Origin of the sequence: Propionivibrio sp. (genome assembly GCF_029255185.1) — a bacterium.
GTDB lineage: Bacteria > Pseudomonadota > Gammaproteobacteria > Burkholderiales > Rhodocyclaceae > Propionivibrio.
Genome location: NZ_JAPUVO010000102.1, coordinates 23,289 through 49,104 on the forward strand (window position 1 = coordinate 23,289; position 25,816 = coordinate 49,104).

The 25,816-nt window shown below is 59.0% G+C and carries 25 protein-coding genes and 2 tRNA genes; 3 read left to right on the forward strand and 24 right to left on the reverse strand.

All coding sequences use genetic code 11. The features are described 5' to 3' along the window. Positions 1–18: 18 nt before the first annotated feature. Positions 19–156, reverse strand: a complete 138-nt coding sequence (locus tag Q1J43_RS08790) for a hypothetical protein (RefSeq protein ID WP_301102097.1) — start codon at positions 154–156, stop codon at positions 19–21. A gap of 138 nt (positions 157–294) precedes the next feature. Here Q1J43_RS08790 and dinB point away from each other — a divergent pair, with 138 nt between their 5' ends. Continuing rightward, a complete protein-coding gene (gene dinB / locus Q1J43_RS08795; protein ID WP_301102098.1) occupies positions 295–1,443 on the forward strand; it encodes a DNA polymerase IV in 1,149 nt (382 codons plus the stop codon). Positions 1,444–1,446: 3 nt separating this feature from the next. On the opposite strand, the gene Q1J43_RS08800 is transcribed toward dinB, so the two are convergent. From Q1J43_RS08800 to uvrC, 19 genes are all read right to left on the reverse strand, one after another. Next, positions 1,447–2,019, reverse strand: coding sequence for a DUF1415 domain-containing protein (locus Q1J43_RS08800; protein WP_301102099.1), 573 nt, complete (start codon positions 2,017–2,019; stop codon positions 1,447–1,449). A 140-nt stretch (positions 2,020–2,159) separates the two neighbouring features. Further along, positions 2,160–3,611, reverse strand: a complete 1,452-nt coding sequence (locus tag Q1J43_RS08805; RefSeq protein WP_301102100.1) for a DUF294 nucleotidyltransferase-like domain-containing protein — start codon at positions 3,609–3,611, stop codon at positions 2,160–2,162. Then, positions 3,592–5,757: an exonuclease domain-containing protein gene (locus Q1J43_RS08810; RefSeq protein WP_301102101.1), complete on the reverse strand. Its 2,166-nt coding sequence runs from the start codon at positions 5,755–5,757 to the stop codon at positions 3,592–3,594. The genes Q1J43_RS08805 and Q1J43_RS08810 overlap by 20 nt, the downstream gene beginning before the upstream one ends. Before the next feature lie 3 nt (positions 5,758–5,760). Further along, the gene (locus tag Q1J43_RS08815) at positions 5,761–6,129 is read right to left on the reverse strand and encodes a response regulator (protein ID WP_301102102.1); all 369 of its coding nucleotides are present in this window, start codon (positions 6,127–6,129) and stop codon (positions 5,761–5,763) included. 112 nt (positions 6,130–6,241) lie between these two features. After that, complete coding sequence (locus Q1J43_RS08820; protein WP_301102103.1) at positions 6,242–8,983, reverse strand: sensor histidine kinase; 2,742 nt, start codon at positions 8,981–8,983, stop codon at positions 6,242–6,244. A gap of 9 nt (positions 8,984–8,992) precedes the next feature. Then, entirely contained in the window at positions 8,993–9,193 is a 201-nt protein-coding gene (locus Q1J43_RS08825; RefSeq protein WP_301102104.1) for a hypothetical protein, read from the reverse strand. A 110-nt stretch (positions 9,194–9,303) separates the two neighbouring features. After that, the gene (locus Q1J43_RS08830) at positions 9,304–9,750 is read right to left on the reverse strand and encodes an SRPBCC family protein (protein ID WP_301102105.1); all 447 of its coding nucleotides are present in this window, start codon (positions 9,748–9,750) and stop codon (positions 9,304–9,306) included. Positions 9,751–9,837: 87 nt separating this feature from the next. Beyond that, on the reverse strand, positions 9,838–9,981 hold the full coding sequence (locus Q1J43_RS08835; RefSeq protein ID WP_301102106.1) for a BrnT family toxin: 144 nt from the start codon (positions 9,979–9,981) through the stop codon (positions 9,838–9,840). 114 nt (positions 9,982–10,095) lie between these two features. Continuing rightward, positions 10,096–11,049: an aldo/keto reductase gene (locus Q1J43_RS08840; RefSeq protein WP_301102108.1), complete on the reverse strand. Its 954-nt coding sequence runs from the start codon at positions 11,047–11,049 to the stop codon at positions 10,096–10,098. A gap of 11 nt (positions 11,050–11,060) precedes the next feature. Then, complete coding sequence (locus tag Q1J43_RS08845; protein WP_301102109.1) at positions 11,061–12,374, reverse strand: hypothetical protein; 1,314 nt, start codon at positions 12,372–12,374, stop codon at positions 11,061–11,063. Positions 12,375–12,410: 36 nt separating this feature from the next. Further along, positions 12,411–13,163 (reverse strand): NAD(P)-binding domain-containing protein, encoded by a 753-nt coding sequence (locus Q1J43_RS08850; protein WP_301102110.1) that lies wholly within the window; start codon positions 13,161–13,163, stop codon positions 12,411–12,413. A gap of 43 nt (positions 13,164–13,206) precedes the next feature. Beyond that, entirely contained in the window at positions 13,207–13,485 is a 279-nt protein-coding gene (locus Q1J43_RS08855) for a hypothetical protein (protein WP_301102111.1), read from the reverse strand. A 64-nt stretch (positions 13,486–13,549) separates the two neighbouring features. Beyond that, positions 13,550–15,295: a class I poly(R)-hydroxyalkanoic acid synthase gene (gene phaC / locus Q1J43_RS08860; RefSeq protein WP_301102112.1), complete on the reverse strand. Its 1,746-nt coding sequence runs from the start codon at positions 15,293–15,295 to the stop codon at positions 13,550–13,552. Between the two features lie 214 nt (positions 15,296–15,509). Next, positions 15,510–15,818 (reverse strand): acetolactate synthase small subunit, encoded by a 309-nt coding sequence (gene ilvN, locus Q1J43_RS08865; protein ID WP_301102113.1) that lies wholly within the window; start codon positions 15,816–15,818, stop codon positions 15,510–15,512. Positions 15,819–15,820: 2 nt separating this feature from the next. Then, entirely contained in the window at positions 15,821–17,503 is a 1,683-nt protein-coding gene (ilvB, locus tag Q1J43_RS08870) for an acetolactate synthase large subunit (RefSeq protein WP_301102114.1), read from the reverse strand. Positions 17,504–17,907: 404 nt separating this feature from the next. Further along, a tRNA-Cys gene (locus Q1J43_RS08875) sits at positions 17,908–17,981 on the reverse strand. A gap of 56 nt (positions 17,982–18,037) precedes the next feature. Continuing rightward, positions 18,038–18,113 (reverse strand) — tRNA-Gly (locus Q1J43_RS08880). A gap of 70 nt (positions 18,114–18,183) precedes the next feature. After that, complete coding sequence (gene pgsA / locus Q1J43_RS08885; RefSeq protein ID WP_301102115.1) at positions 18,184–18,762, reverse strand: CDP-diacylglycerol--glycerol-3-phosphate 3-phosphatidyltransferase; 579 nt, start codon at positions 18,760–18,762, stop codon at positions 18,184–18,186. Continuing rightward, positions 18,762–20,585, reverse strand: coding sequence for an excinuclease ABC subunit UvrC (uvrC, locus tag Q1J43_RS08890; protein WP_301102116.1), 1,824 nt, complete (start codon positions 20,583–20,585; stop codon positions 18,762–18,764). Before uvrC ends, pgsA begins: the two co-directional genes overlap by 1 nt. Before the next feature lie 23 nt (positions 20,586–20,608). Here uvrC and earP point away from each other — a divergent pair, with 23 nt between their 5' ends. Further along, complete coding sequence (gene earP / locus Q1J43_RS08895; RefSeq protein ID WP_301102118.1) at positions 20,609–21,793, forward strand: elongation factor P maturation arginine rhamnosyltransferase EarP; 1,185 nt, start codon at positions 20,609–20,611, stop codon at positions 21,791–21,793. 39 nt (positions 21,794–21,832) lie between these two features. Continuing rightward, positions 21,833–22,390 (forward strand): elongation factor P, encoded by a 558-nt coding sequence (efp, locus tag Q1J43_RS08900; RefSeq protein WP_301102120.1) that lies wholly within the window; start codon positions 21,833–21,835, stop codon positions 22,388–22,390. A 59-nt stretch (positions 22,391–22,449) separates the two neighbouring features. On the opposite strand, the gene Q1J43_RS08905 is transcribed toward efp, so the two are convergent. The 4 genes from Q1J43_RS08905 to fliW all read right to left on the reverse strand — a co-directional run bounded on the left by Q1J43_RS08905 (position 22,450) and on the right by fliW (position 25,589). Further along, positions 22,450–23,220: a 5-oxoprolinase subunit PxpA gene (locus Q1J43_RS08905; protein ID WP_301102122.1), complete on the reverse strand. Its 771-nt coding sequence runs from the start codon at positions 23,218–23,220 to the stop codon at positions 22,450–22,452. A gap of 20 nt (positions 23,221–23,240) precedes the next feature. Further along, positions 23,241–24,260 carry a biotin-dependent carboxyltransferase family protein gene (locus Q1J43_RS08910; protein ID WP_301102123.1) on the reverse strand — a complete coding sequence of 340 codons (1,020 nt, stop codon included), beginning with the start codon at positions 24,258–24,260 and terminating at the stop codon, positions 23,241–23,243. Further along, the gene (gene pxpB / locus Q1J43_RS08915; RefSeq protein ID WP_301102124.1) at positions 24,260–25,024 is read right to left on the reverse strand and encodes a 5-oxoprolinase subunit PxpB; all 765 of its coding nucleotides are present in this window, start codon (positions 25,022–25,024) and stop codon (positions 24,260–24,262) included. Before pxpB ends, Q1J43_RS08910 begins: the two co-directional genes overlap by 1 nt. 127 nt (positions 25,025–25,151) lie before the next feature. After that, positions 25,152–25,589, reverse strand: a complete 438-nt coding sequence (gene fliW, locus Q1J43_RS08920) for a flagellar assembly protein FliW (protein ID WP_301102125.1) — start codon at positions 25,587–25,589, stop codon at positions 25,152–25,154. Between the last annotated feature and the right edge of the window lie 227 nt (positions 25,590–25,816).

Here is a 25,816-nt window from a genome sequence, read left to right on the forward strand (position 1 = left end):
CAGCGCTCTCATGCGAGCCTAGAGATAAATTACAGCGGGAAATACGGCGGCAGCGAGCAAGAGCACCAGCCACTCCAGATTATGCCGCGCCAGAAACCCGGTGAAATGCATGACCAAAACCGTAATGGCAATAACATAAAACAGTGCGAACAGCATTGAACTCCCCCTCTGTTGTCGTGCCGCCGGCAAGCGTCCGCCGCGTTCACTCTGCACCAATTATAGCGGCATCACTTGCCGCTCATGAGAGATTTTCACCGATGGTAAAAATCTCCTGAGACCACTTACCCCTTGCGTATGAACAGCATTCGCCGTATTGCCCACCTCGACATGGATGCCTTTTTTGCCTCGGTCGAGTTGCTGCGCTACCCGGAACTTCGCGGGCAGGCAGTAGTGGTCGGCGGGCGCAGCGCGCACCAGCCGGTCGAGCAGCCTGACGGCAGCCGGCGTTTTTCCCGGCTGCGCGAGTATGCCGGGCGCGGTGTCATCACCACCTCAACCTACGAAGCACGGGCGCTGGGCGTGTTCTCCGGAATGGGCCTGATGAAGTCGGCGCAACTGGCGCCGGAGGCGATTCTTCTTCCCGCAAATTTTGATGCCTACCGTGATTACTCGCGAAAGTTCAAGGCCGCCGTGGCCGGTATTGCGCCGCTGATCGAAGATCGCGGAATTGATGAAATCTACATCGACCTTGGTGACATCGCGGAAGAAACGAAGGTTTTGGCCGAGCGCATCAAACAGGCTGTCTTCGCCGCCACCGGCCTGACCTGCTCCATCGGCATCAGCCCGAACAAGTTGCTCGCGAAAATCTGCTCCGATCTGGAAAAACCGAATGGCATCACCATCCTCGGCATGGATGATATCCCGGAACGGATCTGGCCCTTGCCGGCCAGAAAGATTAACGGGATCGGTCCCAAGGCGTCGGCAACACTGGCCCGGCTCGGAATCAACACCATCGGCGATCTGGCGGCGACACCGGCTGAATTGCTGGTGAGAAAATTTGGCCAGACGACGGGAGTCTGGTTGCATCAGGTGGCACATGGCCTCGACGAACGGCCCATCGTCACCGAATCGGAACCCAAATCGATCAGCCGTGAAAGCACTTTCGAGCGCGATCTGCACGCCAGGCAGGACAGAGCGGAACTCTCCGGACTATTTACCGCGCTCTGTCGGCGTGTTGCTGATGATCTGCAACGCCAGGGCTATGTCAGCCGAACCATTGGCATCAAGCTGCGCTTTGCAGATTTTCATACGCTAACCCGCGATATCACAGTACCGATCGGCCTGAGCGATGGCGATCAGATTCGCAAGGTGGCCGGAGAGTGTCTGAAGCGCGTCCCGCTGACTCAGAAAATTCGGCTGCTTGGCGTGCGCGCCAGCGGACTGGTGCCGGCAGCAGACGCCGTATTGGCTCCGCCTGCTGCTCAGTCGGAACTGCCCTTTTAAAAGTCAGTCCTTGCCGGGCGCATCGACATCGAGGGCCCGCCAGCCTGCCAGACCCATACCTTCGAGAGTTTCGATGTTGCGCTCATAGATTGTTGCCGCTTCCGGGAAGGCCGCTACCGCGCGGTCGAGGCTCGCCTCTCTGATCAAGTGTAGGGTGGGATAGGGCGAACGATTGGTGTAGTTGCCCAGGTCGCCCGGCTCGGTATCGGAAAAGCAGTAGTCGGGGTGAAAATGGGCTACCTGCAAGGTGCCGGCCAGGCCCTGAGTGCGCACCACCACATCGACCAGGTCGAGAAAATCGGTAAAGTCGTCAAAAGCGCCAAGGACATACGGATGAATGAGCAGCGTGGTGTCCGTTTCATCGGGCGACACCGCCGCCAGATAGTGCAACTCGCGTTCAAGATCGGCGAGCAGCGTGTCGCTGTCGCCAGCCTCGCTGAGCACGTAGCGCACCTGCTTCCTGACATGCACCGCCTTGGCAAAGGGACACAGATTAAGGCCGATCACTGCACGCTCAAGCCACTTGCGAGTCGCGGCGACGGCCTCATCAGGGCTTGGGGAGTGAGTGCTGTTCATGCTTTGCCTGTGCGAGGGTGGATCGGACCGGCAGTATATCAACCCGACTTAAAAAACTCTTAAGCCACAAGGGCTGGCGCAGGGTAAATTTGTTCTAACCATCCATCGTCATTCCGGGTCAAGCCCGGAATGACAGCAAATCAGTGGATAGCGTAGTCCCTGGCCAAGCGCTGTTGCAGGCTGCGCGCCTGTTTCAATGACTCCTTGAGAATATGTCGATCGAGTTTGTGCAGGTGATCCGGGTTGACGCGATTGGGCGCCGCCGCGTTGACTCCGCCGCCGATCTGCTTCTCCAGCCGCAGGCGCTGAATATGATAGAACGCGTCGACCAGCGCCGCTGTTTCCCGGGTCGGCATGCCGCTCTTGCTCGCTGCGGCGCGCAGGCGTTCGACGGTATTGGTCTCTGGAACGCCATGGGCCAGCGCATAGATGCGTGCGGCATCAACAAAGGGGCGCGCGCCGTGTAGCTTAAGATCGATGGTATGCGCAAACGCGTGCTTGCCGTCGAAACGAAAGCCCTGCCACCAGTTAAGCGGCGATGCCCAGTTCATGGTGTTATCGACCAGTGCGCGCAGGAAAATCGGATGCGTTGGCGCCCTTTTCAGCAGCCATTCGCGCAATTCGCTGGCCAGCGACTCTTGCCCGTAGAGCACGCGGAAGTCGAAAAAAATTGTTGAGTTGAGCAGCGCGAGCGGCTGCGCCTCCTGCATCCAGGCGCCAAAAGCCGATTGCCATTCGTCGAGCGAAAGACACCAGGCCGGGTTGCTGGCCATGATCTGGCCCTGGCATAGGGGAAAACCGCAGGCATCGAGCGCTTCGTTGACGGCACGTGCAAAGGGCAGGAAGGCTTGGCGCAGGCTCGCCGCATCGTCGGCCGAGGCGGCGGCGAAGAGTAGGCCGTTGTCCTGATCGGTGGCCAGCGTCTGTTCGAGCCGCCCTTCGGAACCGAAGACCAGCCAGCACCAGGGCACGTAGGGCAGATCAAAAGCGCCGGCCGAAAGTTCGATCACCTGTAGCGTGAGCAGATCGTTGAGCGCGCAGATGCGCTGGCAGATCGCTTCGGCGCCAACCCGTTCGGCTAGTAGTTGGGCGGCATAGCGACGCACGCTGGCGGCCAGGGTCGAGAGCGTCGCGATATCCCTGGCCGCCAGAATGTCTGCCACCAGATCGGCGGCGCTGGCGCCGGGCAGGGCATAGAGGTCGGCCTGCGAAACAACGTTGAAATAGCTGCCATCCACCTCGGTCAGCACCAGGTGGCGGACGCCACGGCGCACCATGACCACGCTCGCCTGATGCGCGGTGGCATCGGCCGGCAGGGTGATCAGACCGCTGGTCATGACTACGGCGATTGGCGCTTCGAGGTCGCCGGCTTCAATGGCGATGCGGCGCAGCACGTCGCGCAGCGTGACGATACCGAGCGGCACGCGGCTGGCCGGATCAACGATGACCATGGCATCAGTGTGCATCGCGTCGAGCTGTAGCAGGGCGTCGCGAACGCTCACCGAAGGCGGCACACAGAGCGGCGCCGCGCTGCAAAGATGGCGCAGCGCGGTGTAGGGCGAGAGCGATGTTCTAGTATTTGATCCGGGCATGAAAGGTTTTTTCACTGGCGGCGCGCGCCTGACTGAGCGTGTGAATTCCCATCGCGGCGAGCAGCGGCAGCATTTTCAGAAACACTTCAGCGGTCACCATCGCATCGCCGAGCGCCGTATGACGACCGACTACCGATACGCCCAGGCGTTCGGCAATCGCTTCGAGGCGATGCGACTCCTGGCTGGGATGCAGCACGGCAGAAAGCAGCAGCGTGTCAAGCACCGGCTGGTCGAAGCGCAGGCCAAGGCGTTCTTCTTTCAACTGCAAAAAGCGCATGTCGAAAGCGGCGTTGTGCGCGACCAGTACGGTGTCGGCACAAAAAGCGCGAAAAGCGGGTAATACCGCGACAATGGTTGCTTGCCCAACGAGCAGGTTCGGCGTGATGCCATGGATGCGGATCGACTCCTCCGACAAGGCGCGCTGCGGATCGACGAGTTGGTCAAAGCATTCCTGGCCAAGCAGACGGCGATTGACGATGCGTGTCGCACCGATCTGGATGATTTCGTCACCGCCAGAGGGATCAAGACCGGTGGTTTCGGTATCGAAGACGGTGTAGGTCAGTTCGGCCAGCGGGCAGTCGTCGAGTTGGGGGCTGGCTGCCGAGCGGGCAAACAGATCGAAGTCGTAGAACTCCGGCCGGCTGCCGCGGCGCGCCAGTTCCTTGCTGCGCGCTGAGTCTCTGGGCGCTTCGACAATCGGCAGCAGGATGCGAAAGTAGGAGCGATGCGAAACGCGTTGGCGCTGAAACCAGATCTCGCCATGGCAACGATCAACCACATCACGCACGGAAAGCGGCGTCGCCTCACCGCCGGTATTCATCGAATCCATCTCCCAGCTCATCGCCGCTTCGTTGCTCATCGAGGTGCCGGCCCACATCAGATCGAGCTGCGCCAGCCGCCCGTCACGCGACAGGGCGAGCAGCACATCACGAATCTCGTATTCATCATGCAAGCGTGCGGCGAGAAAGCTCAGCGCCTGCAACAGCCCGTAGCTGTCGACACGCAGCCAGATGCTTTCATCGACGCTTTCGACCCGCCCGAGCACCGGGCAACGCTCGCCGATGCGCCCGACCGCTGCCGCCAGCAGTTCTGCGCCGAGCATGTCCTCAAGCGGCCAGCGCACGCGCAGATCGTTCGAGAAGGCGGTGGCCGCATTTTCCAGATGCTGCGACAGCGCGCGCGCCTCGTCGCGAATGACGCCGAGAAAACGCACGCGCTGCTCCGGCGTCATGTCGGCGAAGTCGGACAGGGTCTCTGCCGCAGCGCGGATGTTGCCCAGGGGACCGCGCCCACCCTCGGTTAGCGACTGGATCAGCGCATCGCGACGGGCATCACGCTCGTGGTCAGCGGTGATGTCGTCAAGAATCAGGACAAAACCGCTGAGCGCATCGCCAGCCGCCAGCACCGGCGACATGTGTGCGCGCAAGAGTTTTCCGCCGCGCGTGGCGGTCACGAAATGCGCGCCACTCGCCGCTACGCTGGCCGAAGCCTCGCCGGGAGCATGTTGCAGTCTTTCCAGCGCATGAGCGATCAGGCTACGATCAAAAACCGTGTAGATCGAACGACCGAGCCCGAGCGGTTGGGAACCAATGAACTCGCTGGTCCCGGCCGTACCCTCCGGCCCGCTCAATTCTTCGTTTGCCCGCTGGTTATAGAGCAGCACGCGACCATCAAGATTGCAGACGACGACGCTCTGGTTCAGGTCAGACATCAGCGCCGCCAGGCGACTGCGCTCTTCCTCCAGCGAGGCCCGCGCCTCGCGAACACGCGCGACGACATCGCTGTCCAACCGGTCACGAACGCTCGCCAATTGATTGACGGCCTGCCCGAGCGCTTGCAATTCAGGCGCCAGATAGTCGCTGACCCGCACCCCTCCGTGCGCGACCAGTGCGCAGGTCTCTTCGGCCAGACGACTGCTGGCGCGCACGTAGCGGCTATAAAGTTTGTGCAAGACGACCACGGCCACCACACAGGCGAGCAACAAAATCATCAGAATGGCGGCCACGCGGTCGCCAAAACTCATCGTCGCTGCGCCGCCGTCGCCCGAACCGACCTGCATCAACGCGACGACTGCGACGACCTGCGCCAGCAAAAAGAGGCAGGCCGCCACCCCGACGAACACCAGCTTTCGGGGAAAATTCAACACGCCCTAGACCCCCAGCAAGGAACGCACCTGTAGCACCAGTTCCTTGGTTGAAAAAGGCTTGGTGACATAGGCATCAGCCCCCAGGCCAAGGCCCTTGCTGACTTCCGTCTCACGCCCCTTGGCCGAAAGCATCAGGATGCGCATGTCATCAAGATCGTGATCGGCACGCAGTGCCTGACACAGGTCAAAGCCGTTCATCTTCGGCATCATCACATCGAGCAGAATGAGGTCGGGTTTTTCTTCACGCGCCTTGACCAACGCCTCTTCGCCATCAACCGCAACGAGTACGTCAAAGCCTTCCCTACGCAGCAAAAACTCAAGTGAAATGACGATATTCGGTTCATCATCGGCAATCAGCACTTTCTTGTTCATCGCGCCTCCTCGACTGCAAAAAACAATCAAACTTTACAAAACTCATATCGGCCACATCACTTCAAGTCATTGCTTCTCGTTGTGCCCGTTGCGTTGTTGTGGTTAAGCTTTTTCAAACCCCATTATCCGGCGCGAAAGGCAGAAAAAAACGAAAAGTCGCGCCCTCGCCGGGTACGCTGTCGACCCACAGGCGACCGCCGAAATGTTCGATGATACGACGACTGATCGGCAAACCGAGGCCGGTTCCGGCTGGCTTGTTGGTTAGTGAATCGCCAACCTGGCGGAATTTTTCAAAAATGACCTGCTGATCCTGCACGCGAATCCCTGGGCCGTTGTCGGCCACGCCCACCTCAAGGCCCTGGGCGCCGGCGCGCAAGCTCACGCATACCCGACCTGCATTGAGCGGAAGAAACTTCACTGCATTGGACAACAAATTGAGCATCACCTGAATCAGGCGGTCACGATCCGCCAGAATTGAAGGCAAGCCGCTTTGCAGATCAAGCTCGACGCGTGCGCCCTTCTCGTTGAATAGCTGACTCGTGGATGCCACCGACTGTTCGATGACTTCTTTCAGGTCAAGCGCACTACCACGCCAGTCGGCATTGCCTGATTCGATCTTGGCCAGATCGAGCGTCTGGTTGATCAAGCGGGCCAGGCGATCGCTCTCGCTGACCACCAGCCCAAGAAAGCGCTCGCGCTCGGCCAGACGCATCTTCGGATCGTCGCGCAGCATCTCGGTAAATGCGCGTATCGAAGTTAGCGGCGTGCGTAGTTCGTGAGTCACTGACGACATGATGTCGTCTTTGACGCGATCGAGTTCCTGCAGACGTTCGTTGGCGCTTTTCAGGTCGCGCGTGGCGGCTTCCAATTCGCGTGACTTGCGCTCCAGTTCGCGACTGTAGCTGCGTAACTGCGACGCTTCATCGAGGATGTTCATCACTTCGGACGCACTGAGCGGCTCCTCTTTGGCTACCGAAGCAACCATCACCCGAGCCGACGCGCTGCCAATGGTTCCGGCGAGCAGGGACTCGGCAAAGTGCACCAATTCAGCATCGGCCTCTAGCGCATCGATGGCTACCTGACCATGGCGCTTGGCATAGTCGGCAAACGCCGATTCAGCGCGCTGCGGGCCAAGGAAGCGACCGACCAGCGCGGTAAGATCGCTGACCTTAGCCAGCCCGCGCCAGAGCGCTGCACCAACCGGCCGCGCATACTTCAAGGCGTCGACAAACAGCCTGGCCTGGCTAGCCTCGGCTGCTGTCGGCGAGCGCATAATGGACACAGCAACGTAGGCGCCAATGTTGGCAAAAAAACTCCAAAACAGGCAGTGTGAAATCTCGTCGAGTCCGTCCAGGCCAAACAGTTGCTGTGGTCGCAGCAGGTTAAAGCCGAACGGCCCCTGCGTCAGGAAATCGGTGGCCAGCCAGCCCGACTTGGCAAATGACGGCAGCAGCAAAGTGTAAGCCCATACCAGAGAACCGGCAGACAGACCGGCCAGTGCGCCACCGCGCGTGCCGCCGCGCCAGTACATGCCGCCGATCATGGCCGGGGCAAACTGGGCCACCGCCGCGAAACTGATCAGACCGATGGCGACCAGCGCGTAGGCTTCGCCAGCCAACCGGAAGTAGAGATAGCCGAGCAGCAGGATGACCAGGATCGCCCCGCGGCGGATACGCAGCAGCAGTCGCGAAAGATCGCTGGCCTCGGCCAGCGCCGCGCCGCGCAAGTGGATCAGAGCCGGCATCACCAGATCATTGCAGACCATGGTCGACAGCGCGATGGTTTCGACGATGACCATGCCGGTCGCCGCCGACAGGCCGCCGATAAAAACCAGCAGGGCCAGCCCTTCCTGATGGTGTGCCATGGGCAGGGTGAGCACGAAGGTGTCGGCATCGACACCCTGCCCGGAAAAATGGAGCAGGCCGCCCAGTGCAATTGGCAAGACAAAGAGGTTGATCAGCAGCAGATACAGCGGAAATAGCCACGCCGCACGCTTCAGATGCGATTCGTTAACGTTTTCAACAACGGCGATCTGAAACTGGCGCGGCAGGAAGAGGATGGCCAGGCCAGCCAGCAGAGTCAGCGAGAACCACCCGGTATAGCCCTGGCCGGAGGGGATGGCAGTACTTAAACGACGCAGGCGATCGTCGTCGGCAGCGTACTGGAAGATGTCGGCAAAACCGTCGTAGATACCGTAGGTGACGTACAGCCCGACGGCCAGGAAGGCCAGCAGCTTGACCACTGATTCAAGCGCAATCGCCGCCACCATGCCCTCGTGGCGTTCGGTGGCGTCAAGGTGGCGGGTACCAAAGACAATGGTGAAGGCGGCCAGGATCAGCGCAATATAGAAACTCATGTCGGCGAACACCGGCAGTGCCGTGCTGCGACCGGGCATGACAATTTCCGGATAATTGAGCAGCAGGCTGACGCTACCCGAGACGGCCTTGAGTTGCAAAGCGATGTAGGGAACGATACCGACCACGGCGATCACCGTGACCAGCCCACCGAGCAACAAGCTCTTGCCGTAGCGTGAGGAAATGAAGTCAGCAATCGAGGTAATCCGGTTGGCCTTGGCGGTACGGATCATCTTGAGCAGCAAAAACCAGCCGAGCGCCATAACCAGCGTCGGACCAAGATAGATGGGCAGGAAACCAATGCCCGATACCGCAGCACGACCGACACTGCCGTAGAAGGTCCAGGTCGTGCAATAGACAGCCATCGACAGCGCGTAAATGGTTGGGCTGGAGATGACCGAACGTCCCTGATCAGCGCGCTTGTCACCCCACCAGGCGATGGCAAAGAGCAGCCCGAGGTAGAGCAGCGAAGCGACAACAATGACCGGGCCGTTGAGCATTGGCCTAGCCTACTCGCCGCGCCGTTCGGTGAACCAGGCCATCAGCGCAATCAGCCCGGCCCAGGCGGTAAAAACATAAACATAGATCAGCGGAATGCCAAACAGATCGACCCGGCGATCGAACAGGGAAAGCAGCGGATAGTTGAACAGCACACAGCCGCAGAGAAATACGGCCACCAGGCGCTCACCGGTAAGTATTCCACGCCGCATAGTCTCCCCCCGCTCTGAAGGTCGTTGGCTTTACTGAGATGCCGAATATGTAGTTGAGGGGTGCTGCGCGGCTTCTGGCGCAGTCCATCTCGAACGCAGTTAACCGCTAGCTAGCCTGAAATCTCGGGCTCGATGAGTGTGGCAAGCTGTGCAAGAGACTCCTGCCAGCCGAGGTAGCACATTTCGACGGGAATGACTTCAGGCAGTCCTTCTTGCAGGATGTTGATCTCCGTGCCGCAGGACACTTTCTTAAAAGTCACCGTGACCTGTAGTTCACCGGGTAAGTTCGGGTCATCGAATTTATCCGTGTAGCGAATTCGCTCGCTGGGAACAAGTTCGAGATACTTGCCACCGAACGCGTGTTCGTTCCCTGTGCTGAAATTCGTGAACAACATCCTGAAAGTTCCACCGACCTTGATGTCCATGTGGTAAACCTTGCACGTAAAACCGTAAGGAGATATCCACTTTGCCATCGCGTCGGCATCCAGAAACGCCCGATAGGCGCGCTCCGCAGGTGCACGAAACACGCGATGCAGTCGCACGGTACCTGTGGACATAGTCAATTCTCCTTTCAATGCGATTTTGAGTGGCCGATAGATATTACAGCTTTGCATGCGCCTCGGCGAAGATCTAACGCCCAGCGTTCAAATTCCGGGGCGATTCACCTGGGCATTGGTGCAGCTTCGTTCATCGTAAAACACGGTCTTGGCTTCATCGAAGCTCACTCTACGCTTTTTGACGTTAGCTTCGGCCTTCGGCTCGTCCCACTCGAAATGAAGTGTAGTCACGCGCTAAATATAACCACAATGTAGTTACACGCCCAGGTCGGCCGAGCGTACTGTTAACGCAGAGTAGCCTTTTGGAGTCGAACGAATAGCGCGGCTTTCAAAACCTCGCCAAGGTCAACCCAGCGATTCGTAGAACTCGATCATTTTCCTGCGCAGTGCAGCATCCGGCAGGCGGCCGCGCCCGGCGTTCAGGTTGTCGAGCATGTAGTCGGGCTTGTCGGTACCGGGGATAACGCAGGTTACGGCGTCGTGCGCGAGGATGTATTTCAGGAAGAACTGGCCCCAACTGGCCGCATCGAATTCCGCAGCCCAGGCCGGCAGCGCTTTGCCGTGAACGGCGTTGAACAATTTTCCGCGGCCAAACGGCAGGTTGATCAGCACCGCCGTCCCGCTGTCGCTGGCGGCCGAGAGCAGGCGTTGTTCAACGCTGCGATCGGCCAGCGAATAGTTGACCTGGACAAAGTCCGGCTTCTCGCGTTGCATCAATTCGATCAGGCGATCGTGAGCATAGTCAAGGTAGTGGGTGATTCCGATATAGCGGCAGATTCCCTGCCCCTTCCACTCGCGCAACTGGGCAATCTGCGCTGCGGCCTCGCTGTCGCGATTGCCGACGTTGTGCAACTGCATCAAGTCGACCCGGTCGGTTCGCAGGCGGCGCAGCGATTGCAGCATTTCGGCCTGTGCCGGGGCTCGGTCGGTCGCGCGCACCTTGGTCGCCAGGAAGCTCCGGGAACGAGCGCCGAGGTCGGCGACCAGGTCGCCGACGACGCCCTCGGCCGTGCCGTAGGATGGCGCCGTGTCGATCAGGCGGCCGCCGCCGGCGAGCATCGCCTGCAGCACGGCACGGCGTTCGCTGCGTTGCGCGGCATCGTCGCCAACGTCGAAAACGATTGACGTCCCGAGACCGATGACCGGCAACTGTTCGCCGCTGCTCGGGATAACGCGGGTCAGCAGGGACTCGGCCGCCCAGGCCGAGAGCTCTGGCATGGCGCTGGCTACGGCACCGCCAACGGCCAGTGCGAGAAAGTTCCGGCGTGAGGACAATGCTTCACTCGAAAAATGGCTCATTTCAGATTCCTTTACTGAGGGAAATCCCGATGCCCCAAAAAATTCTGCTGCCGCGCACGGCGCTCGTGTGCTCGACCCAGTGCGATGGCCAGCACTGCCCAGGCCAGCGCCAACGGCAACGTCACCAGCGATATCGCACCCAGTTCGAGACCGGTAGCGCGCAGTGCCGCGAACAGCCAGCCGTTGAAGGCATCGGCGCCGCGAAAGACAACAATGTCGATGACATTCTTAGCCTTGTATTTTTCGGCACGTTCGACGACGGTGAATAGCACTTCGCGCGCCGGATTGGAGATGGCGAAATTGGCGGTGCGTTGGATGGCCTGGAAAACGATGACCACGATGAGCGTCGGCGACACCACGAGGGCCAGGAAACCGAGGCCGAAGACACAGGGCAAAAAAGCCGCTGCAGCGCCAACGCCGAAACGTGTAAGCAGACGCCCTGTGGCGAGACATTGCACGGCTATCGTCAGGATGCCGATCGAGAGGTCGATCATGGCAAAAATGCGAACGCGCACTGCCGGATCGTCGGAGGCCGCCGCCACGATGCTCGCCTGCTGAAAATATAGAAAGGTGCCGGCCAGTGAAAGCAGCGCGACCCACAGCGCAATGCCACCCAGATAGGGCGAGCGCAACAGAAGAAGGATGCCGTCCAGCCAGCGTCCGCCAAGCCCCTCGGGTTCGAGTGGGGAAGCTGGCAGGGCGGCCACATCGAGTTGCGTAGCCGCTATCTCCAGTTGCCGGGCGCAGAGCACAGCCAGTTCGAGAAAGAGCGCCGCAACGATCAGCAGATTCACCGGCCCGAGCGGCGCCGCCAAGCCAACCGTCAACGCCGGTCCGAGCAGCGCTCCGGCAGAGCCGCCGGCGGCGATGAAGCCGAACAGCCGCTTGCCCTGTTCGCTGCCAAACAGGTCGGCCATGAACGACCAGAAGACCGAAACGGTAAACAGACTGAATACACTGATCCAAACAAAGAACACCCGTGCCACCGCAAGCTTGCCAACGTCGAAGGTCAGCAGCAGCCAGAAGAGAACAATGTTGGCGACGAAGAAATGGTAAACCAATGGAATAAAGCGTCGCCGTGGCAAGAGAGCAACGACGGCGCCGAACAGCGGGACGGCGCCAAGCATGACGATGAAGGTGGCAGTGAATAGCCACTGTAGGTTACGCACTCCACCGGCGATTCCCATTTCATCGCGCAAGGGGCGCAAGATGTAGTAACCGGCGAGCAAACAGAAGAAGTAGGCAAAGGACCACAGCAGCGCCGAAATTTCACCAGGACGCACCGCAACCAGACGCTCTAGCCAGCGATGCGGTAGCGCTGCCATTTTTGAATTCACAGTCCCTTGATTTTCTGGATTCCCCTAGGGCGCGGCGGTTAGCGCGCGGCGCAATTCAACCGCAGTCAAGGCCTTACCAAAGGCCGGCGTTCCCGGATCGAGCTCGCCGGCACGAGCCAGTGGGCCAACCACCACGGCGTCGAAACCGGCCTCTTGCACCAGGCGCTGGGCGGTCGACAGCGCCTGCGCGTCGTCTCCAACGAGCGGTATGGCGACGCGTTCGCCGGTGCGATGCGCCTCGCTTTGCAACTTGGCGTAGCCCACCGAGTTGAAGGCGCGAACCAGGCGTGCGCCTGGCAGCAGACGGGCTGACATGACGCCGGTCCCGGTGGCCCTGGCTTCGTTCGCCATCTCGCCGTCACGCGCAGGGATCGGGTTGCAGGTGTCGAGCACTACTTTGCCCTTGATCGAATCGCCCAGATCGCGACCCAGTTGCGGCAGCGCGGCGTAAGGCACCGAAATCAACAGCACCTCGCCAAATGCCGCGGCCTCACTGGGCGTTCCGGCATGGGCTCCGGCGCCGAGGCGTGCCGCCAGTGCCTTGTCGTATTCGAGGTCGAGTGAAGAGAACATTACTTCATGGCCGGCTTTCAGCCAGAGCCCGCCCAAGGTTCCGCCGATTCGCCCCGATCCGATAATGCCAATTTTCTGGGGCACGGTTTCAGCGGCACGCAAACTGCCTGTCATTCCACCCAGGGCAAGGCCGGCAAGGATAGCGCCGGCGCTCAAGAGGAAGCCACGCCGGCTTGACTTAACGGAGTAATAACGATTCATCATATCTCTCCAGACTAGGTTTGCTTCGGATTAAGCCACGCCACGCTCATGCCTGTTCAGTGGCCGTGCGTTTTGGATGGGTGTACACAAAGTGCCTGAGCACGAGTTTCAAGTGCAGGGCCTTGTCGGAGTGGCCGCGCCTTAGCTGTTCCTCGATGTCATCAAGAATGATGCGCTTGATCATCGGAACACCATCCGGGCTATGCACCAGATAGCTGCCAAACTCCAGAGCGACTATTTCTGGAAGATGCTCGTGCTGGGCAATGGCTTCGACCTCCTCCTCGGTCAGATCACTTAATGCCAGGCAATCTTCATAGGTTAACATGACAATTTCTCCCTTCGGTTATGGTTTAAACGATTAGGTCAGTGAGCCCTGCGCACTTTCTCTGCTATGCCCTGGCCTTGACGTAGCGGCCGGGTGCCGGCTCAATCTCCTTGTAGCTTCTGTTACCGGGTTTCTTCGGTGGCGCAACCTTTTTGCCACTGCGCTGGCCGAGCCATGCAAGCCAGTGCGGCCACCAACTGCCCTTCTTCTCGCTGGCGCCGGCCAACCACTCGTCGGGAGTGAGTGACCCCTCGCTGTCGTTGACCCAATAGTTGCGGCGGTTCTTCGACGCCGGATTGATGGAGCCCGCAATATGGCCGCTGGCCGCCAGCGTGTAAGTTGACGGGCCACCGAGGATCTTGCGTGAGAGGTAGGCGGCCTGCCAGAGTACCAGGTGGTCTTCCCGGGCAGCCATGATGTAATTGGGCACCTCGATCTTGCCCAGATCGACCTTCTCGCCGAGCATTTCCAGCTTGCCTGGAACGCGCAGGTTGTTGGTCAGATAGGTATTGCGCAGGTACCAGGTGAAGCATGGCCCGGGCAGATTGGTACTGTCCGAATTCCAGTAAAGAAGGTCAAAAGGCGCCGGCTTCTTGCCTTTGAGGTAATTGCCGACGACGTATTGCCAGATCAGATCGTTGGACCGCAAGGCCGAGAAAACGCTGGACAGATCGCGCCCGTGCATCACTCCACCCTTGCCGATCGATGCATCATATGCCGCAACCATGGACTCGGTGACCAGCGCGCCAATTTCTCCTGGATCGGAATAATCGAGCAGCGAGGTCATCAGCGTCAGACTCTCGACCGGATCCTCGCCACGGGCAATCAGTACGGCCAGTGCCGAACACAGCAGCGGGCCGCCAATGCAGAAACCCAGAGCGTTGGGTCTGGCCACGCGAGTAATTTCCTTAACCACCGCCAGCGCCTTGATTGGCCCCATTTCGAGGTAATCGTCCCAGGTATAGTGGCCCTGCTCCTCGGTGGCACTGCGCCAGGAAATCAGGAAAACAGTGAATCCCTGTTCAACAATGTAGCGAACGAAGGAGTTCTCGGGTTGCAGATCCATAAGGTAGTACTTGTTGATACAAGGAGGCACCAGCAGGATCGGCCGTTCGGCAACCTTGTCAGTGCTCGGTGAGTACTGGATCAATTGCATCAGGTCGTTCTCGAAAACCACGGCGCCGGGCGTCGTCGCGATATTACGACCAATCTCGAACGCTGATTCGTCGGTCATCGAGATGCGCCCCTTGTCCAGATCGGCCAGCATGTTCTTGATGCCCTCGGTGATACTCTCGCCGTTAGTCTCAAGGGCGGTCTTGACGAACTCCGGGTTGGTGGCAGCGAAGTTGGACGGGGCCATGGCTTCGACATACAGACGAGTAAGAAATAGCAGGCGGGTCTTGGTCGGACCGTCGGCGATCGGCATCGCCTCGGCCACTTTGGTCAGATAGCCGGCGTTGAGCAGATAGGCCTGACGCAGATAATCGTAAATCGGCGTCTCGCCCCACTCCGGCGCGCTGAAGCGACGATCGCCCGCCTCCGGCTTGACCATCGGCTCGGCGACTTCGCCGGTCTTACGCAGCAACATCGTTTGCCACAACTGGGCGTGCTGGGCGGCCAGCTCGCGCTGAAAACCAGCGAAGGGTTCGAGACTGGGCATCGACAACTGGGCCGGTTGCGCCACCGGCGCCGCCGCCGGCAACAGCATGGACAACTGCTGCTTGGTGACAAAGTCAAGGTAGGCCTGCGTCAATGACTGACCTGACTGGAAGAAACTTTGCAGCATGGCAACGGGTTGCTCTGGACTCATGGACGAGATCCTTTTATGTCTGGTTAAAACGGCGATGGTGCAATTGAACACATTGCCCGTTGAGGATAGAGAACGAGGGTAGGAATTACAAGCCCAGTGCTGAATAGCATTACCGATTCGAAGCACAACGGGCACAACGAAGAACCTGAATTCTCTTTATGTCTTTTCGTTGTGCCCGCGTTGTGCCCGTTATGCCCGTTGTGGTTAAGCGCTTTTAACGAAAAAACTCCTCCAGTCGCTCGAAGACCTCATGCTCGGCGCTGTGCCGGCGAACCGCCAGAACGTCTTCGAGCTTTTCGACCTGCTTGACCATCTGCTCCAGCCGGGCATCTTCGTTAACCATCAGCCAGATGCGGCTGATCGCACCATCGCCGACCGGCATGCAGAGGATTCCCTCGACATTGTAGGCGCGCCGCGAGAACATGCCGACAACATGTGACATCACGCCGGCATGGTTATTCACATCAAGTTCGAGCACGGTGCGCGCGAGTGCCTGACCTTCCGCTTTGCTAATTGCATTCATTTTTAACCTCCGATCATGTCTTTATTGGACGCACCCGGCGCCACCATGGGTAACACCTGCTCACGTGTATCGATGCTGGCGTGGATCAGCATCGGACCGCGTACGGACAGCGCGCGGCCCAGCGCGGCGACAGGATCATCTGCCTGGTCCAGATCAAGCGTCTGCCAGCCAAAGCCTTCGGCAACCTTGATGAAATCGGGCATCCCCCTGAATTTTGAGGCAAAGATTCGCTCGCCGTAGAACAGGGTCTGTTGCTGGAAAACAAGGCCGAGCGAGGCGTTGTTCATCAGCACAACCTTCACGTTAAGGTCTTCCTCGGCTGCCGTGGCGAATTCCTGAACGTTCATCAGAATGCTGCCGTCGCCAGTGAAGCAGACCACTGTACGCTCGGGTTCGGCCAGTGCCGCACCAATCGCCGCCGGCAGCCCGAAACCCATCGTCCCGAGTCCGCCCGAGGTCAGCCACTGGCGCGGACGGCGCAGCGGATAAGCCTGCGCCACCCACATCTGGTGCTGGCCGACGTCGGTACTGATCGTTGCCTCGTCGTCGAGGCAATCGGCGATAGCGCGGATCAGGCCGTACGGCGTGCGCGGGTCTTCAATGCCCGGCATGCGCAGCGGATGCGCTGCTTTCAATTCCGCCACCCGCGACAGCCAAGGCTCACGTAGTCTGGCGCTGACCTGCGGCGCGAGCAGTTCGAGCACGGCCTTGACGTCGCCCATAATACCGACATGTGCTGTTTTGATTTTGTCGAGCTCCGACGGATCAATGTCAATGTGGATAATGTTGGCCTGCGGACAGAAGGCGGCGACCTTGCCCGTCGCCCGGTCGTCAAAACGCGCGCCAAAGGCGATCAAGAGGTCGCATTCATCGAGCAGAAAGTTAGTGAAGCGCGCACCGTGCATGCCGAGCATGCCGAGCGACAGGGCATGATCGACCGGCATCGCACCAAGCGCCATCAGCGTCATCACACTCGGCAGGCTAGCCTTCTCGGCAAAGGCCACGGCCAGTTCAGAGGCACTGGAATGCACGACGCCACCGCCTAGGTAAAGGATGGGACGCTCGGCTTCATTGATCATCGCCGCAGCGCGGGCAAGCAGTTCGGCATCCGGCGCCGGGACCGGATCAGCCACACCGGGCGCTGGCCACTCGCTAATTTCGATGGCCTGGTTTTGCACATCCTTGGGAATGTCAACCAGCACCGGACCGGGACGCCCGGATGCGGCAAGGCGGAATGCGCGCGGAATGACGTCAAGCAACTCCTCCGCCGAGCCAACGAGAAAGTTGTGTTTGGTGATCGGGATAGTCAAGCCGTAGGTATCGACCTCCTGAAAAGCATCGGTGCCGATCATCGACCTGGGCACTTGACCGGTAATCGCCAGCAGCGGGATCGAATCGAGCTTGGCATCGGCGATGGCCGTCAGTAGGTTGGTCGCGCCGGGACCTGATGAGGCCATGCAGACCGCCACCTCGCCGCTTACCCGCGCCATGCCCTGGGCGATGAAACCGGCGCCCTGCTCATGACGGGCGAGTACATGATGGATCAGCGCCGACTGCGACAGGGCGTCGTAAATCGGCAGTATGGCGCCGCCGGGAATGCCGGACAGCGTTCGCACACCCTGCCTTTCGAGTAGACGCACGACGATCTGCGCGCCGGTGAGGGTTTCGGTTTTAGGACTTGACATGAACATCTCCTTCAAGGAACTACTGCGGTTGGCGGGTTTACCGGTCGGGCGTACAAAAAGAAAAACCCCCGCTCGGTTTGCACCGGCGGGGGTTTTGGAATTTTCAGTCGTTTTACGCTTTGACTTGTTTTTTTCCAGCCCTCGACGGCGCGATCGGTACTACGCGTACTACCGCTACGAGAGGGGCCGAAATGACGACCGTCGCCATGACCATCGCTAGCGCGATAAACAGTCCATAGGCATGTGCGTCAAGGAAGGTCATGGTCGTGGAATCAAAGTAAAAAACTGGAGGGGTGATTAGAAACGAGTATTGGGGAAAAAACAAGCCCTTGCTGATCATGGGTATTGTTTTCAAAATAAAAACGGGTTTCAGACAAAAAACCTGAAACCCGCTCTATTGTTTGTGGAGGCGCGAGCCGGAGTCGAACCGACCTACACGGATTTGCAATCCGGTGCATAACCGCTTTGCTATCGCGCCGCGCCTACCTCACGATAAGTACTGCTGAAAAGCAAAAACTGCCTTTCGCGAAAATTTGGAGCGGGAGAAGAGTCTCGAACTCTCGACCTATACCTTGGCAAGGTATCGCTCTACCAACTGAGCTACTCCCGCGTGAAGCGAGTGCGCATTATAAAGACTTGGCATGACCTGTCAACGACTTTGCCTTACTTTGTTGTCTGGATCAGTGCTTCCTGCTCTGCTCGGCCAGATGTGGCCAGGCCATTCGCATGTAGTAGCCCATTGACCACAGGGTCAGCACAGCGGCAACGTAGATCAGCCAAGTCCCGATGTATTGCACGTCAAAACGACTGATGGGTTGATGATAAAGCAACAAGGGAATGGCAATCATCTGAGCGGCAGTCTTGATCTTGCCGATCATCGACACGGCGACGCTCTTGTGCGCGCCAACCTGCGCCATCCATTCACGCAGTGCGGAAATGGTGATCTCGCGGCCAATAATGATTGCGGCAAGAACGGCGTCCAGCCGGCCGAGTTGAACCAGCATGATCAGTGCAGCAGCGACAACCAGCTTGTCGGCAACCGGATCAAGAAAGGCGCCAAACGCCGATGTTTCGTTCCAGCGCCTTGCCAGATAGCCATCCAGCCAGTCGGTCAAGCCGGCGATGACAAAAACCAACATGGCGGCAAGATCACGGCCGATGCCATTAATCCATGCGCCGGGAACGTAATAGATGCCGATCATCAAGGGAATCAGAAGGATGCGCAGCCAGGTCAGAAAAATCGGTATGTTGAAAGGCATCAATGTAACGCCGTATAGATTATTTCGGCCAGATCCCGACTGATGCCAGGAACCGCTGTCAGTTGGTCAACCCCTGCATTCGAGATGCCTTGCAAGCCGCCGAAATGAGAAATCAACGCCTTGCGTCGCTTCGGTCCAATGCCGGCAATCTCGTCAAGTCGCGAAGTTCGTCGTGTCTTGCTGCGTTGCGCCCGATGACCGGAAATCGCGAAGCGGTGAGCCTCGTCGCGAATTTCCTGAAGCAAGTGCAGCGCAGGATGTTCCGCTGCCAATTGTACCGGTTCGCGACCGTCAGCGAAAACAAGGATTTCAAGTCCGGGCTTGCGCGCTTCACCCTTGGCGATCCCGAGCATCGGCAAATGCGCTAGTCCGAGTTCTTCCAGAGCCGATAAAGCGGAGCCAAGCTGCCCTTTGCCGCCATCGATCAAAATCAGCGCCGGGGCGACACTGCCTCCGCTGGCGACCTTTTCATAACGGCGCAGCACCGCTTGCCGAATGGCGGCGTAGTCGTCGCCTGGCTGGATGCCATGAATATTAAAACGGCGGTAGTCCGACTTGCGCATTCCATTGCCTTGGTAGACGACGCAGGACGCAACAGTCGATTCGCCCTGGGTGTGGCTGATATCGAAACACTCGATACGGATTTCCTTGCCTTCTTCGCTATCCAGAGCGAGAAACTCATGCAGCGCTTCAAGTCGCGACTCCTGTCGCAAAAGCACATTGCGGCGAGCGAGAATTGCCAGCCTGGCGTTCTGCTCAGCCATTTCCACCCACATTTTTTGCATCGTGAGTCGTGGCACAAGCATGGGCACCGGGCGCTTGGCCAGTTCAGCGAGTGCCGCGGCGACTTCGCTATCAGGCAGGACCTGATTGAGGTAGATGCGAGTCGGAATGGGATGCGCCAGGTAGTGCTGGTTCAGGAAGGCGGCAAGCACCTCAAGCGGCGAACTGTCGGCAGCATTGCTCGGAAACTGCGTTTTGTCGCCTAGATGCCGGCCACCGCGCACCATAGCGAGGTTCACACAGAGCATTCCGCCCTCCTCCACAACGACGACAATATCAACGTCCTCGCCCCGCTCACTTTCGATGTACTGCTTGTCCTGCACATGGCGCAGAGACTGAATCTGGTCGCGATAAAGCGCTGCCTGCTCGAAGGCGAGTTCCGTGGCGGCCTGATCCATGGCCTCGGTGAGTCGCCCGATCACTTCCTGATGCCGCCCTTGCAGAAACAGGGTCGCCATCTGGACGTCCTGTGCGTATATTTCGGGTGCAATCAGGCCGACGCAGGGTCCTGAGCAGCGCTTGATCTGGTAGAGCAGGCAAGGTCGCGAGCGATTGTTGAACACCGAGTTCTCGCAAGTGCGCAGGCGGAACATCCGCTGCAGGAGATTGATGCTTTCGCGCACGGCAAGCGATGAGGGGAAAGGGCCAAAATAATCCGCTGTGCGATTCGTGTTGCCGCGAAAGAAGCCGAGGCGAGGTTGTTTGTCGCGAGTGATGACGATATAGGGATAAGACTTGTCATCACGAAAAAGAATGTTATAACGCGGGGCGAGGCTCTTGATCAGGTTGTTTTCGAGCAACAGCGCCTCAGCTTCCGAGCGGGTCACGGTGGTTTCCACGCTGGCAATCTGCGCCACCATCAAGGCGATGCGCGGACTCGGATGGTTCTGACGAAAGTACGAGGCAACGCGTTTTTTCAGGTTCTTCGCCTTGCCGACGTAGAGCACATTGCCCTTGGCGTCAAGCATGCGGTAAACGCCGGGCAACTCGGTCAGCGTGGCCAACAGATCTTTGGCGTCGTACGTCTCGTCCATGGGCATGAGCGGTTAGGATGTCGACTTTGATGTTATCACGTGCTTACCTCCCGCCATCCATGCCCTCCCCTGCCAGACAATCTGACTGGGATATTTTCTGCACCGTCATCGACAATTATGGCGATATCGGTGTTTGCTGGCGTCTAGCACGGCAGCTGTTTGCCGAACATGGTTTCAGGGTTCGCCTGTGGGTCGATAAATTGACGGCTTTTCATCGGCTCTGCCCGGGGATCGATCCGCACCTCTCCAGCCAGCATGTGCAGGGGATTGAGGTGCGGCACTGGAGAACTGATTTTCCAGACGTCGTTCCTGGCGACGTGGTCATTGAAGCCTTTGCCTGCCATTTGCCGGAGCCATTCACCGCAGCCATGGCCGAACTCAAACCAACACCGGTTTGGATCAATCTTGATTACCTGAGTGCTGAAGCCTGGGTCTCTGGCTGCCACGCCCTGCCCTCGCCACATTCACGTTTGCCGCTAACCAAGTATTTCTTCTTCCCCGGCTTCAGTGAAACAACCGGGGGCCTGCTGCGCGAAAGAAATTTGCAGAAAGATCGCCAGGCGTACTGCGCTTCGCCTGGGCAGCAGGACGATTTTTGGGCAAGGCTGGGTCAGCCCCCCCCCTCCTCTGAGGCTTTAGTCATCTCTTTGTTTGCCTATGCCAATCCGGCCATTATCGATCTGCTGACCATCTGGACGCAGGGCAAGGAGCCTGTCTGTTGTCTTGCGCCGATAACGCAAACGCTGTCGACTATTGAGTCATTCGCTGGCCAGACCTTGCAGGCCGGCGATGTGATCCACCGGGGCAATCTGGAAATTTGCATGCTGCCCTTCGTCACCCAGCCTGATTATGACCGCGTGCTATGGTCGTGCGACATCAATTTTGTGCGTGGCGAGGATTCTTTTGTGCGCGCCCAGTGGGCGGCAAAGCCGATGCTGTGGCAAATCTACCCGCAGGACGAGGATGCTCATCGAGTCAAACTTGACGCCTTTCTCAAGCTGTATTGCACCGACCTGCCCGAAGCGACCGGCGAAGCGCTTCGCCGGCTTCACCTGGCTTGGAACGGTGGTGACCGGATAACACCCGACGTATGGGCGCAGTGGATAGCTGCGCTTCCCGATCTGCGCAGCCACGCCGAGACTTGGGCGATAAATCGGTCAAAACAGGAAGATTTATGCAGCAGTCTGGTTCGTTTCAGCCGTTCCAAGTTATAATGCCCGGCTAAATTTTCCTCGTCATTATCGGAACGCACTATGAAAACCGCTCAAGAACTTCGCGCAGGCAATGTATTTATGGTCGGCAACGACCCGATGGTTGTCCTCAAGGCTGACTACAGCAAATCCGGTCGCAACGCTTCGGTCGTCAAAATGAAGATGAAAAACCTGCTGACCGGTTCGCCGTCCGAAACCGTCTATCGCGCCGATGACAAATTCGATGTCGTCCAGCTCGACCGCAAGGAGGTTAGCTACTCCTATTTTGCCGATCCGCTGTATGTTTTCATGGATGCTGAATATAACCAGTACGAAATCGAGGCCGACTGCATGGCCGACGCCCTGAGCTATCTCGAAGAAGCCATGCCCTGCGAAGTCGTATTTTACGAGGGCAAGGCCATTTCGGTCGCACTGCCGAACAGCCTTGTGCGTGAAGTCATTTACACCGAACCGGCCGTCAAGGGCGACACGTCAGGCAAGGTTCTGAAGCCGGCCCGTTTGTCCACTGGCTTTGAGCTCCCGGTTCCGGCTTTTGTTGAAATCGGCGACAAGATTGAAATCGATACCCGCACCAACGAGTACCGCGCTCGCGTGAAGTAAGTTTTCGCAGCGTTCACAAAAAGGCAGCCAAGGCTGCCTTTTTTTGCGCTCGATGCGCATCAGAAGAACTCCGGAATGCCGACCAGCCTGAATCCGGCCTTGAGCAGACCTTCCCTGATCGCCTGCGCCGTTACTACCGCGTCGGCGTTGTCGCCATGCACGCAGATGCTCTGCGGATTGACCGGAATGCGTTTGCCGTTGATCGAGATCAGTGCGCTCTCCTCGACCATGCGCATGACGTGTTGCAGGCTGGCCTGCGCGCCGTGGATCACCGCCCCCGGCTGACTACGTGGTACCAGGTTGCCGTCATCAAGGTAGGCGCGGTCGGCGAAAATCTCCTCGACCACCGGCAACCCCTTCTCCCGACCTGCATAGATCAACTGCGATGCCGCCGGCGCCAGCAGGACCAGCGACGGATCAAGGCAATGCACGGCGCGCGCCACCGCGTCGGCGACCTTGCGCTCGACGCAGGCGATGTTGTTCAGCGCACCATGCGGCTTGACGTGCGTGACACGAACGCCCTGCGCACGGGCGCAGGCATCCAGGGCACCAATCTGGTAAATCAGCATGGCTTCCAGTTCGGGCAGCGGAATATCCATGCGGCGGCGACCGAAACCCTGCAAGTCCGGAAACCCCGGATGGGCGCCCAGGCTCACGCCACAGTCCTTGATCAGAGCTGCCGTAGTGAGCATCACCAAGGGATCGCCGGCATGGAATCCGCACGCCACGTTGGCCGAATTGACGACACGCAGCATCGCCTCATCACTGCCCATGGCCCACGCGCCAAAGCTCTCGCCAAGATCGGAATTCAGGTTAAGCACATGGCTCATCGTTCACCCTCCTCAATGGCTTACTCGCCTGCACAATCCCAGCCCGCGGTCGGGTCGTTGTAAAGCGCCGAAACATTTGCCAGGCCGAAGGCGATGCCGCTCACCCACGTCTCCCACTGCGCTTCCCTTGCGCGCAGAGCTGCCTTGGCTTGAGCAGCATTGACAGCGCAGAAGCGGAGCATCTGCTCTGGCTGCAATTGCGCCAGACGCGGCAGATCAGCACTGATGACCGTGGCAATCTTGGGGTAGCCGCCCACCGTCTGACAGTCGGCGAGCAGGATGATCGGCTGCCCATTGCCCGGCACCTGTATGGCTCCCGGCGTCACGCCGTCCGAAACAATGTCGGCCGCCTGCGGTGTGACATGTACAAGGCTGGGGCCTTGCAGACGCATGCCCATGCGATCCTGTTGCGCGCTCACCCGATACTCGGCACGGAGAAAGGTCTGCATGGATTCGGGCTTGAAGCACTCTTCCTGTGGACCGGGCATGACGCGGATCGGGCCATCAGCATAGGCCCACGGCACGGACTGGGATTCATGATACTGCCGGTGCTCCTGGGTGGCACAGGGCAGCAGTTGGCCGGTCGCCAGCTGACGGCCATCGATACCGCCGATCATCGCTCGCTGGTAGGTCGAACGGCTGCCCAGTTGTAGCGGTGATCTGATGCCGCCAGTCACGGCCAGATACGCCGTTCCACCCGTCAGCGTGTCAATTTCCAGGCGGTCTTTAGGGAACAGCGTCAGGCTCATCCACGGCAGAAGCTGGCGCGAACGGCCATCACCGCGCATCAGCGTTGCGCAAAGATTACCGGCCAGCGCCATGCGCACCCGTCCATGTTTTATTTCAAGCGCCGGGCCGACAGCTCGAATCTCGATGCAGGCACTGTCCGGTGCGTTGCCAACCAGCGCATTGGCGCAGCGGGCAAGTAGCAAATCCAGACAACCGGAGACGGCGATCCCCATATGCCTGAAGCCGAAGCGACCAGCATCCTGAATACTGTTACCGATGCCGCCATCAATGACCTCAACCAGCCCCGACATCAGAGTGCCCCCGGCGCCAGGAGCAGGCTGTTGCGATCGAGCACACCCGCATTGGCCGCAGCTTCCATCTCCAGATAAAGCGGCCGATCAATCGCCTGCCAGCAAACGCAATCTCCCGAGTTTAGCAACGACGGCGATATCGGGTCCGCCACCGAAAACATCGGGACCGGGGTGCGGCCAAGCAGACGCCAGCCGCCGGGACTCTCCCATGGATAAACGGCGCACATCGCTCCGGCAATGGCCAGCGAACGCGCCGGCACGACCTTGCGCGGCGTCGCCAGGCGGGGAACTTCAAGAACGGCAGGCAGGCCACCCATATAGGGAAAGCCGGGCATGAAACCGATCATGTAGACCCGAAAGTTCGCTTCAGTCACCAGTGAAATGACCGCCTCTCGGCTCAATCCCTTGCTTTGCGCCAAGCCATTGAGGTCGGGTGCAAACTCGTCGTCAAAGCACACCGGAATTCGCCAGTGACGCCCGCCTTGGCTAACCGTCCCGGCCACTGCAGCCAGGCGCAGGAGCTCTTCGCCAAGATGCTGACCGTCGCTGAGCAACGGGTTGTAATACACAGTCAGCGACCTGAAGGTGGGCACCACGTCGACCACTCCTGAAAATGCTCCACCCTCGCCCAGCGCCGCGCGTGCCTGCGCAAGCGCAGCGGCAAGACCGAGCACTCGGGCATGCAACGCTGGATCGATGGTCTCTCCGAACTCAACCGTCCACGCCGAATCCCCCAGTGCCAGCAGGCGAATTTTCATAGTCATGAATCAGTCCGCCACGTGCTCTGGCAAGCAGGAGGTGATCCCCGGAAAGAAGTACATCAGCAACACCAAACTGGCGAATGTTTTCGGTGTGGAAATTGTCGGCTTCTATGCCAATATTGCCCTGAGCTCAGCGGGCGCGATACAGCAGGGTCGGGTGAACCTCCTGAAGTACCTTCTGCATCCCCTTGCGGCTTTTTAGATTGAGAATCACCGGCGAACGGGTGTTGGCCGCGATTTTTCCGCCAGCGGCCTGGTCACGATAAACGACCACCACCACCGCCGCGTCTTCAGGGGCTTGCAGTCCGACCAGCGCGCAATCGGCATCCGAGAGTTCGATCTGATATTCAATGTCGAGCGCTTCAGGTGCGACAATCGGGAACATGACCTGCGTATCATCAACCGACTGCAACCAGAAAACTTTGGCTGCGGTCGCCTTGCCTTCCTCATGAAAAAGCTTGAAGCGTTTGCAGTTCTCGAAACCAGCAATGCCCTCGGGGAAGGTAAACAAGCTTTCCGGATCAATCGTGACATTCGTCAAACCAAGGCGTTCAATATCAATTTTCATGGAGTCTTCCCTGACCTTCGTAAACGCCCGATTGGCGATGGCTTCATTTAACCCGAATCGGATTGCCTCTGCAACAACGAGCCTTGTCCAACGTGGTATGAGCCTGAACGAGGCACGTATTTCCACCCAGGAATGAGCCTGAAGGAAAGCAATTGCGGGTGAATTGAGATGTAGGTTGATCATGGCAAGGATGGTGATCAACATGAACGAAACACGACTGACGACGA

Bases quoted from the DNA above. Each gene is read 5' to 3' on its own strand.
- Q1J43_RS08790 (WP_301102097.1), bottom strand. From the start codon at position 156: ATGCTGTTCGCACTGTTTTATGTTATTGCCATTACGGTTTTGGTCATG.
- dinB (WP_301102098.1), top strand. From the start codon at position 295: ATGAACAGCATTCGCCGTATTGCCCACCTCGACATGGATGCCTTTTTT.
- Q1J43_RS08800 (WP_301102099.1), bottom strand. From the start codon at position 2,019: ATGAACAGCACTCACTCCCCAAGCCCTGATGAGGCCGTCGCCGCGACT.
- Q1J43_RS08805 (WP_301102100.1), bottom strand. From the start codon at position 3,611: ATGCCCGGATCAAATACTAGAACATCGCTCTCGCCCTACACCGCGCTG.
- Q1J43_RS08815 (WP_301102102.1), bottom strand. From the start codon at position 6,129: ATGAACAAGAAAGTGCTGATTGCCGATGATGAACCGAATATCGTCATT.
- Q1J43_RS08820 (WP_301102103.1), bottom strand. From the start codon at position 8,983: ATGCTCAACGGCCCGGTCATTGTTGTCGCTTCGCTGCTCTACCTCGGG.
- Q1J43_RS08825 (WP_301102104.1), bottom strand. From the start codon at position 9,193: ATGCGGCGTGGAATACTTACCGGTGAGCGCCTGGTGGCCGTATTTCTC.
- Q1J43_RS08830 (WP_301102105.1), bottom strand. From the start codon at position 9,750: ATGTCCACAGGTACCGTGCGACTGCATCGCGTGTTTCGTGCACCTGCG.
- Q1J43_RS08840 (WP_301102108.1), bottom strand. From the start codon at position 11,049: ATGAGCCATTTTTCGAGTGAAGCATTGTCCTCACGCCGGAACTTTCTC.
- Q1J43_RS08845 (WP_301102109.1), bottom strand. From the start codon at position 12,374: ATGGCAGCGCTACCGCATCGCTGGCTAGAGCGTCTGGTTGCGGTGCGT.
- Q1J43_RS08850 (WP_301102110.1), bottom strand. From the start codon at position 13,163: ATGATGAATCGTTATTACTCCGTTAAGTCAAGCCGGCGTGGCTTCCTC.
- Q1J43_RS08855 (WP_301102111.1), bottom strand. From the start codon at position 13,485: ATGTTAACCTATGAAGATTGCCTGGCATTAAGTGATCTGACCGAGGAG.
- phaC (WP_301102112.1), bottom strand. From the start codon at position 15,295: ATGAGTCCAGAGCAACCCGTTGCCATGCTGCAAAGTTTCTTCCAGTCA.
- ilvN (WP_301102113.1), bottom strand. From the start codon at position 15,818: ATGAATGCAATTAGCAAAGCGGAAGGTCAGGCACTCGCGCGCACCGTG.
- ilvB (WP_301102114.1), bottom strand. From the start codon at position 17,503: ATGTCAAGTCCTAAAACCGAAACCCTCACCGGCGCGCAGATCGTCGTG.
- pgsA (WP_301102115.1), bottom strand. From the start codon at position 18,762: ATGCCTTTCAACATACCGATTTTTCTGACCTGGCTGCGCATCCTTCTG.
- uvrC (WP_301102116.1), bottom strand. From the start codon at position 20,585: ATGCCCATGGACGAGACGTACGACGCCAAAGATCTGTTGGCCACGCTG.
- earP (WP_301102118.1), top strand. From the start codon at position 20,609: ATGTTATCACGTGCTTACCTCCCGCCATCCATGCCCTCCCCTGCCAGA.
- efp (WP_301102120.1), top strand. From the start codon at position 21,833: ATGAAAACCGCTCAAGAACTTCGCGCAGGCAATGTATTTATGGTCGGC.
- Q1J43_RS08905 (WP_301102122.1), bottom strand. From the start codon at position 23,220: ATGAGCCATGTGCTTAACCTGAATTCCGATCTTGGCGAGAGCTTTGGC.
- Q1J43_RS08910 (WP_301102123.1), bottom strand. From the start codon at position 24,260: ATGTCGGGGCTGGTTGAGGTCATTGATGGCGGCATCGGTAACAGTATT.
- pxpB (WP_301102124.1), bottom strand. From the start codon at position 25,024: ATGACTATGAAAATTCGCCTGCTGGCACTGGGGGATTCGGCGTGGACG.
- fliW (WP_301102125.1), bottom strand. From the start codon at position 25,589: ATGAAAATTGATATTGAACGCCTTGGTTTGACGAATGTCACGATTGAT.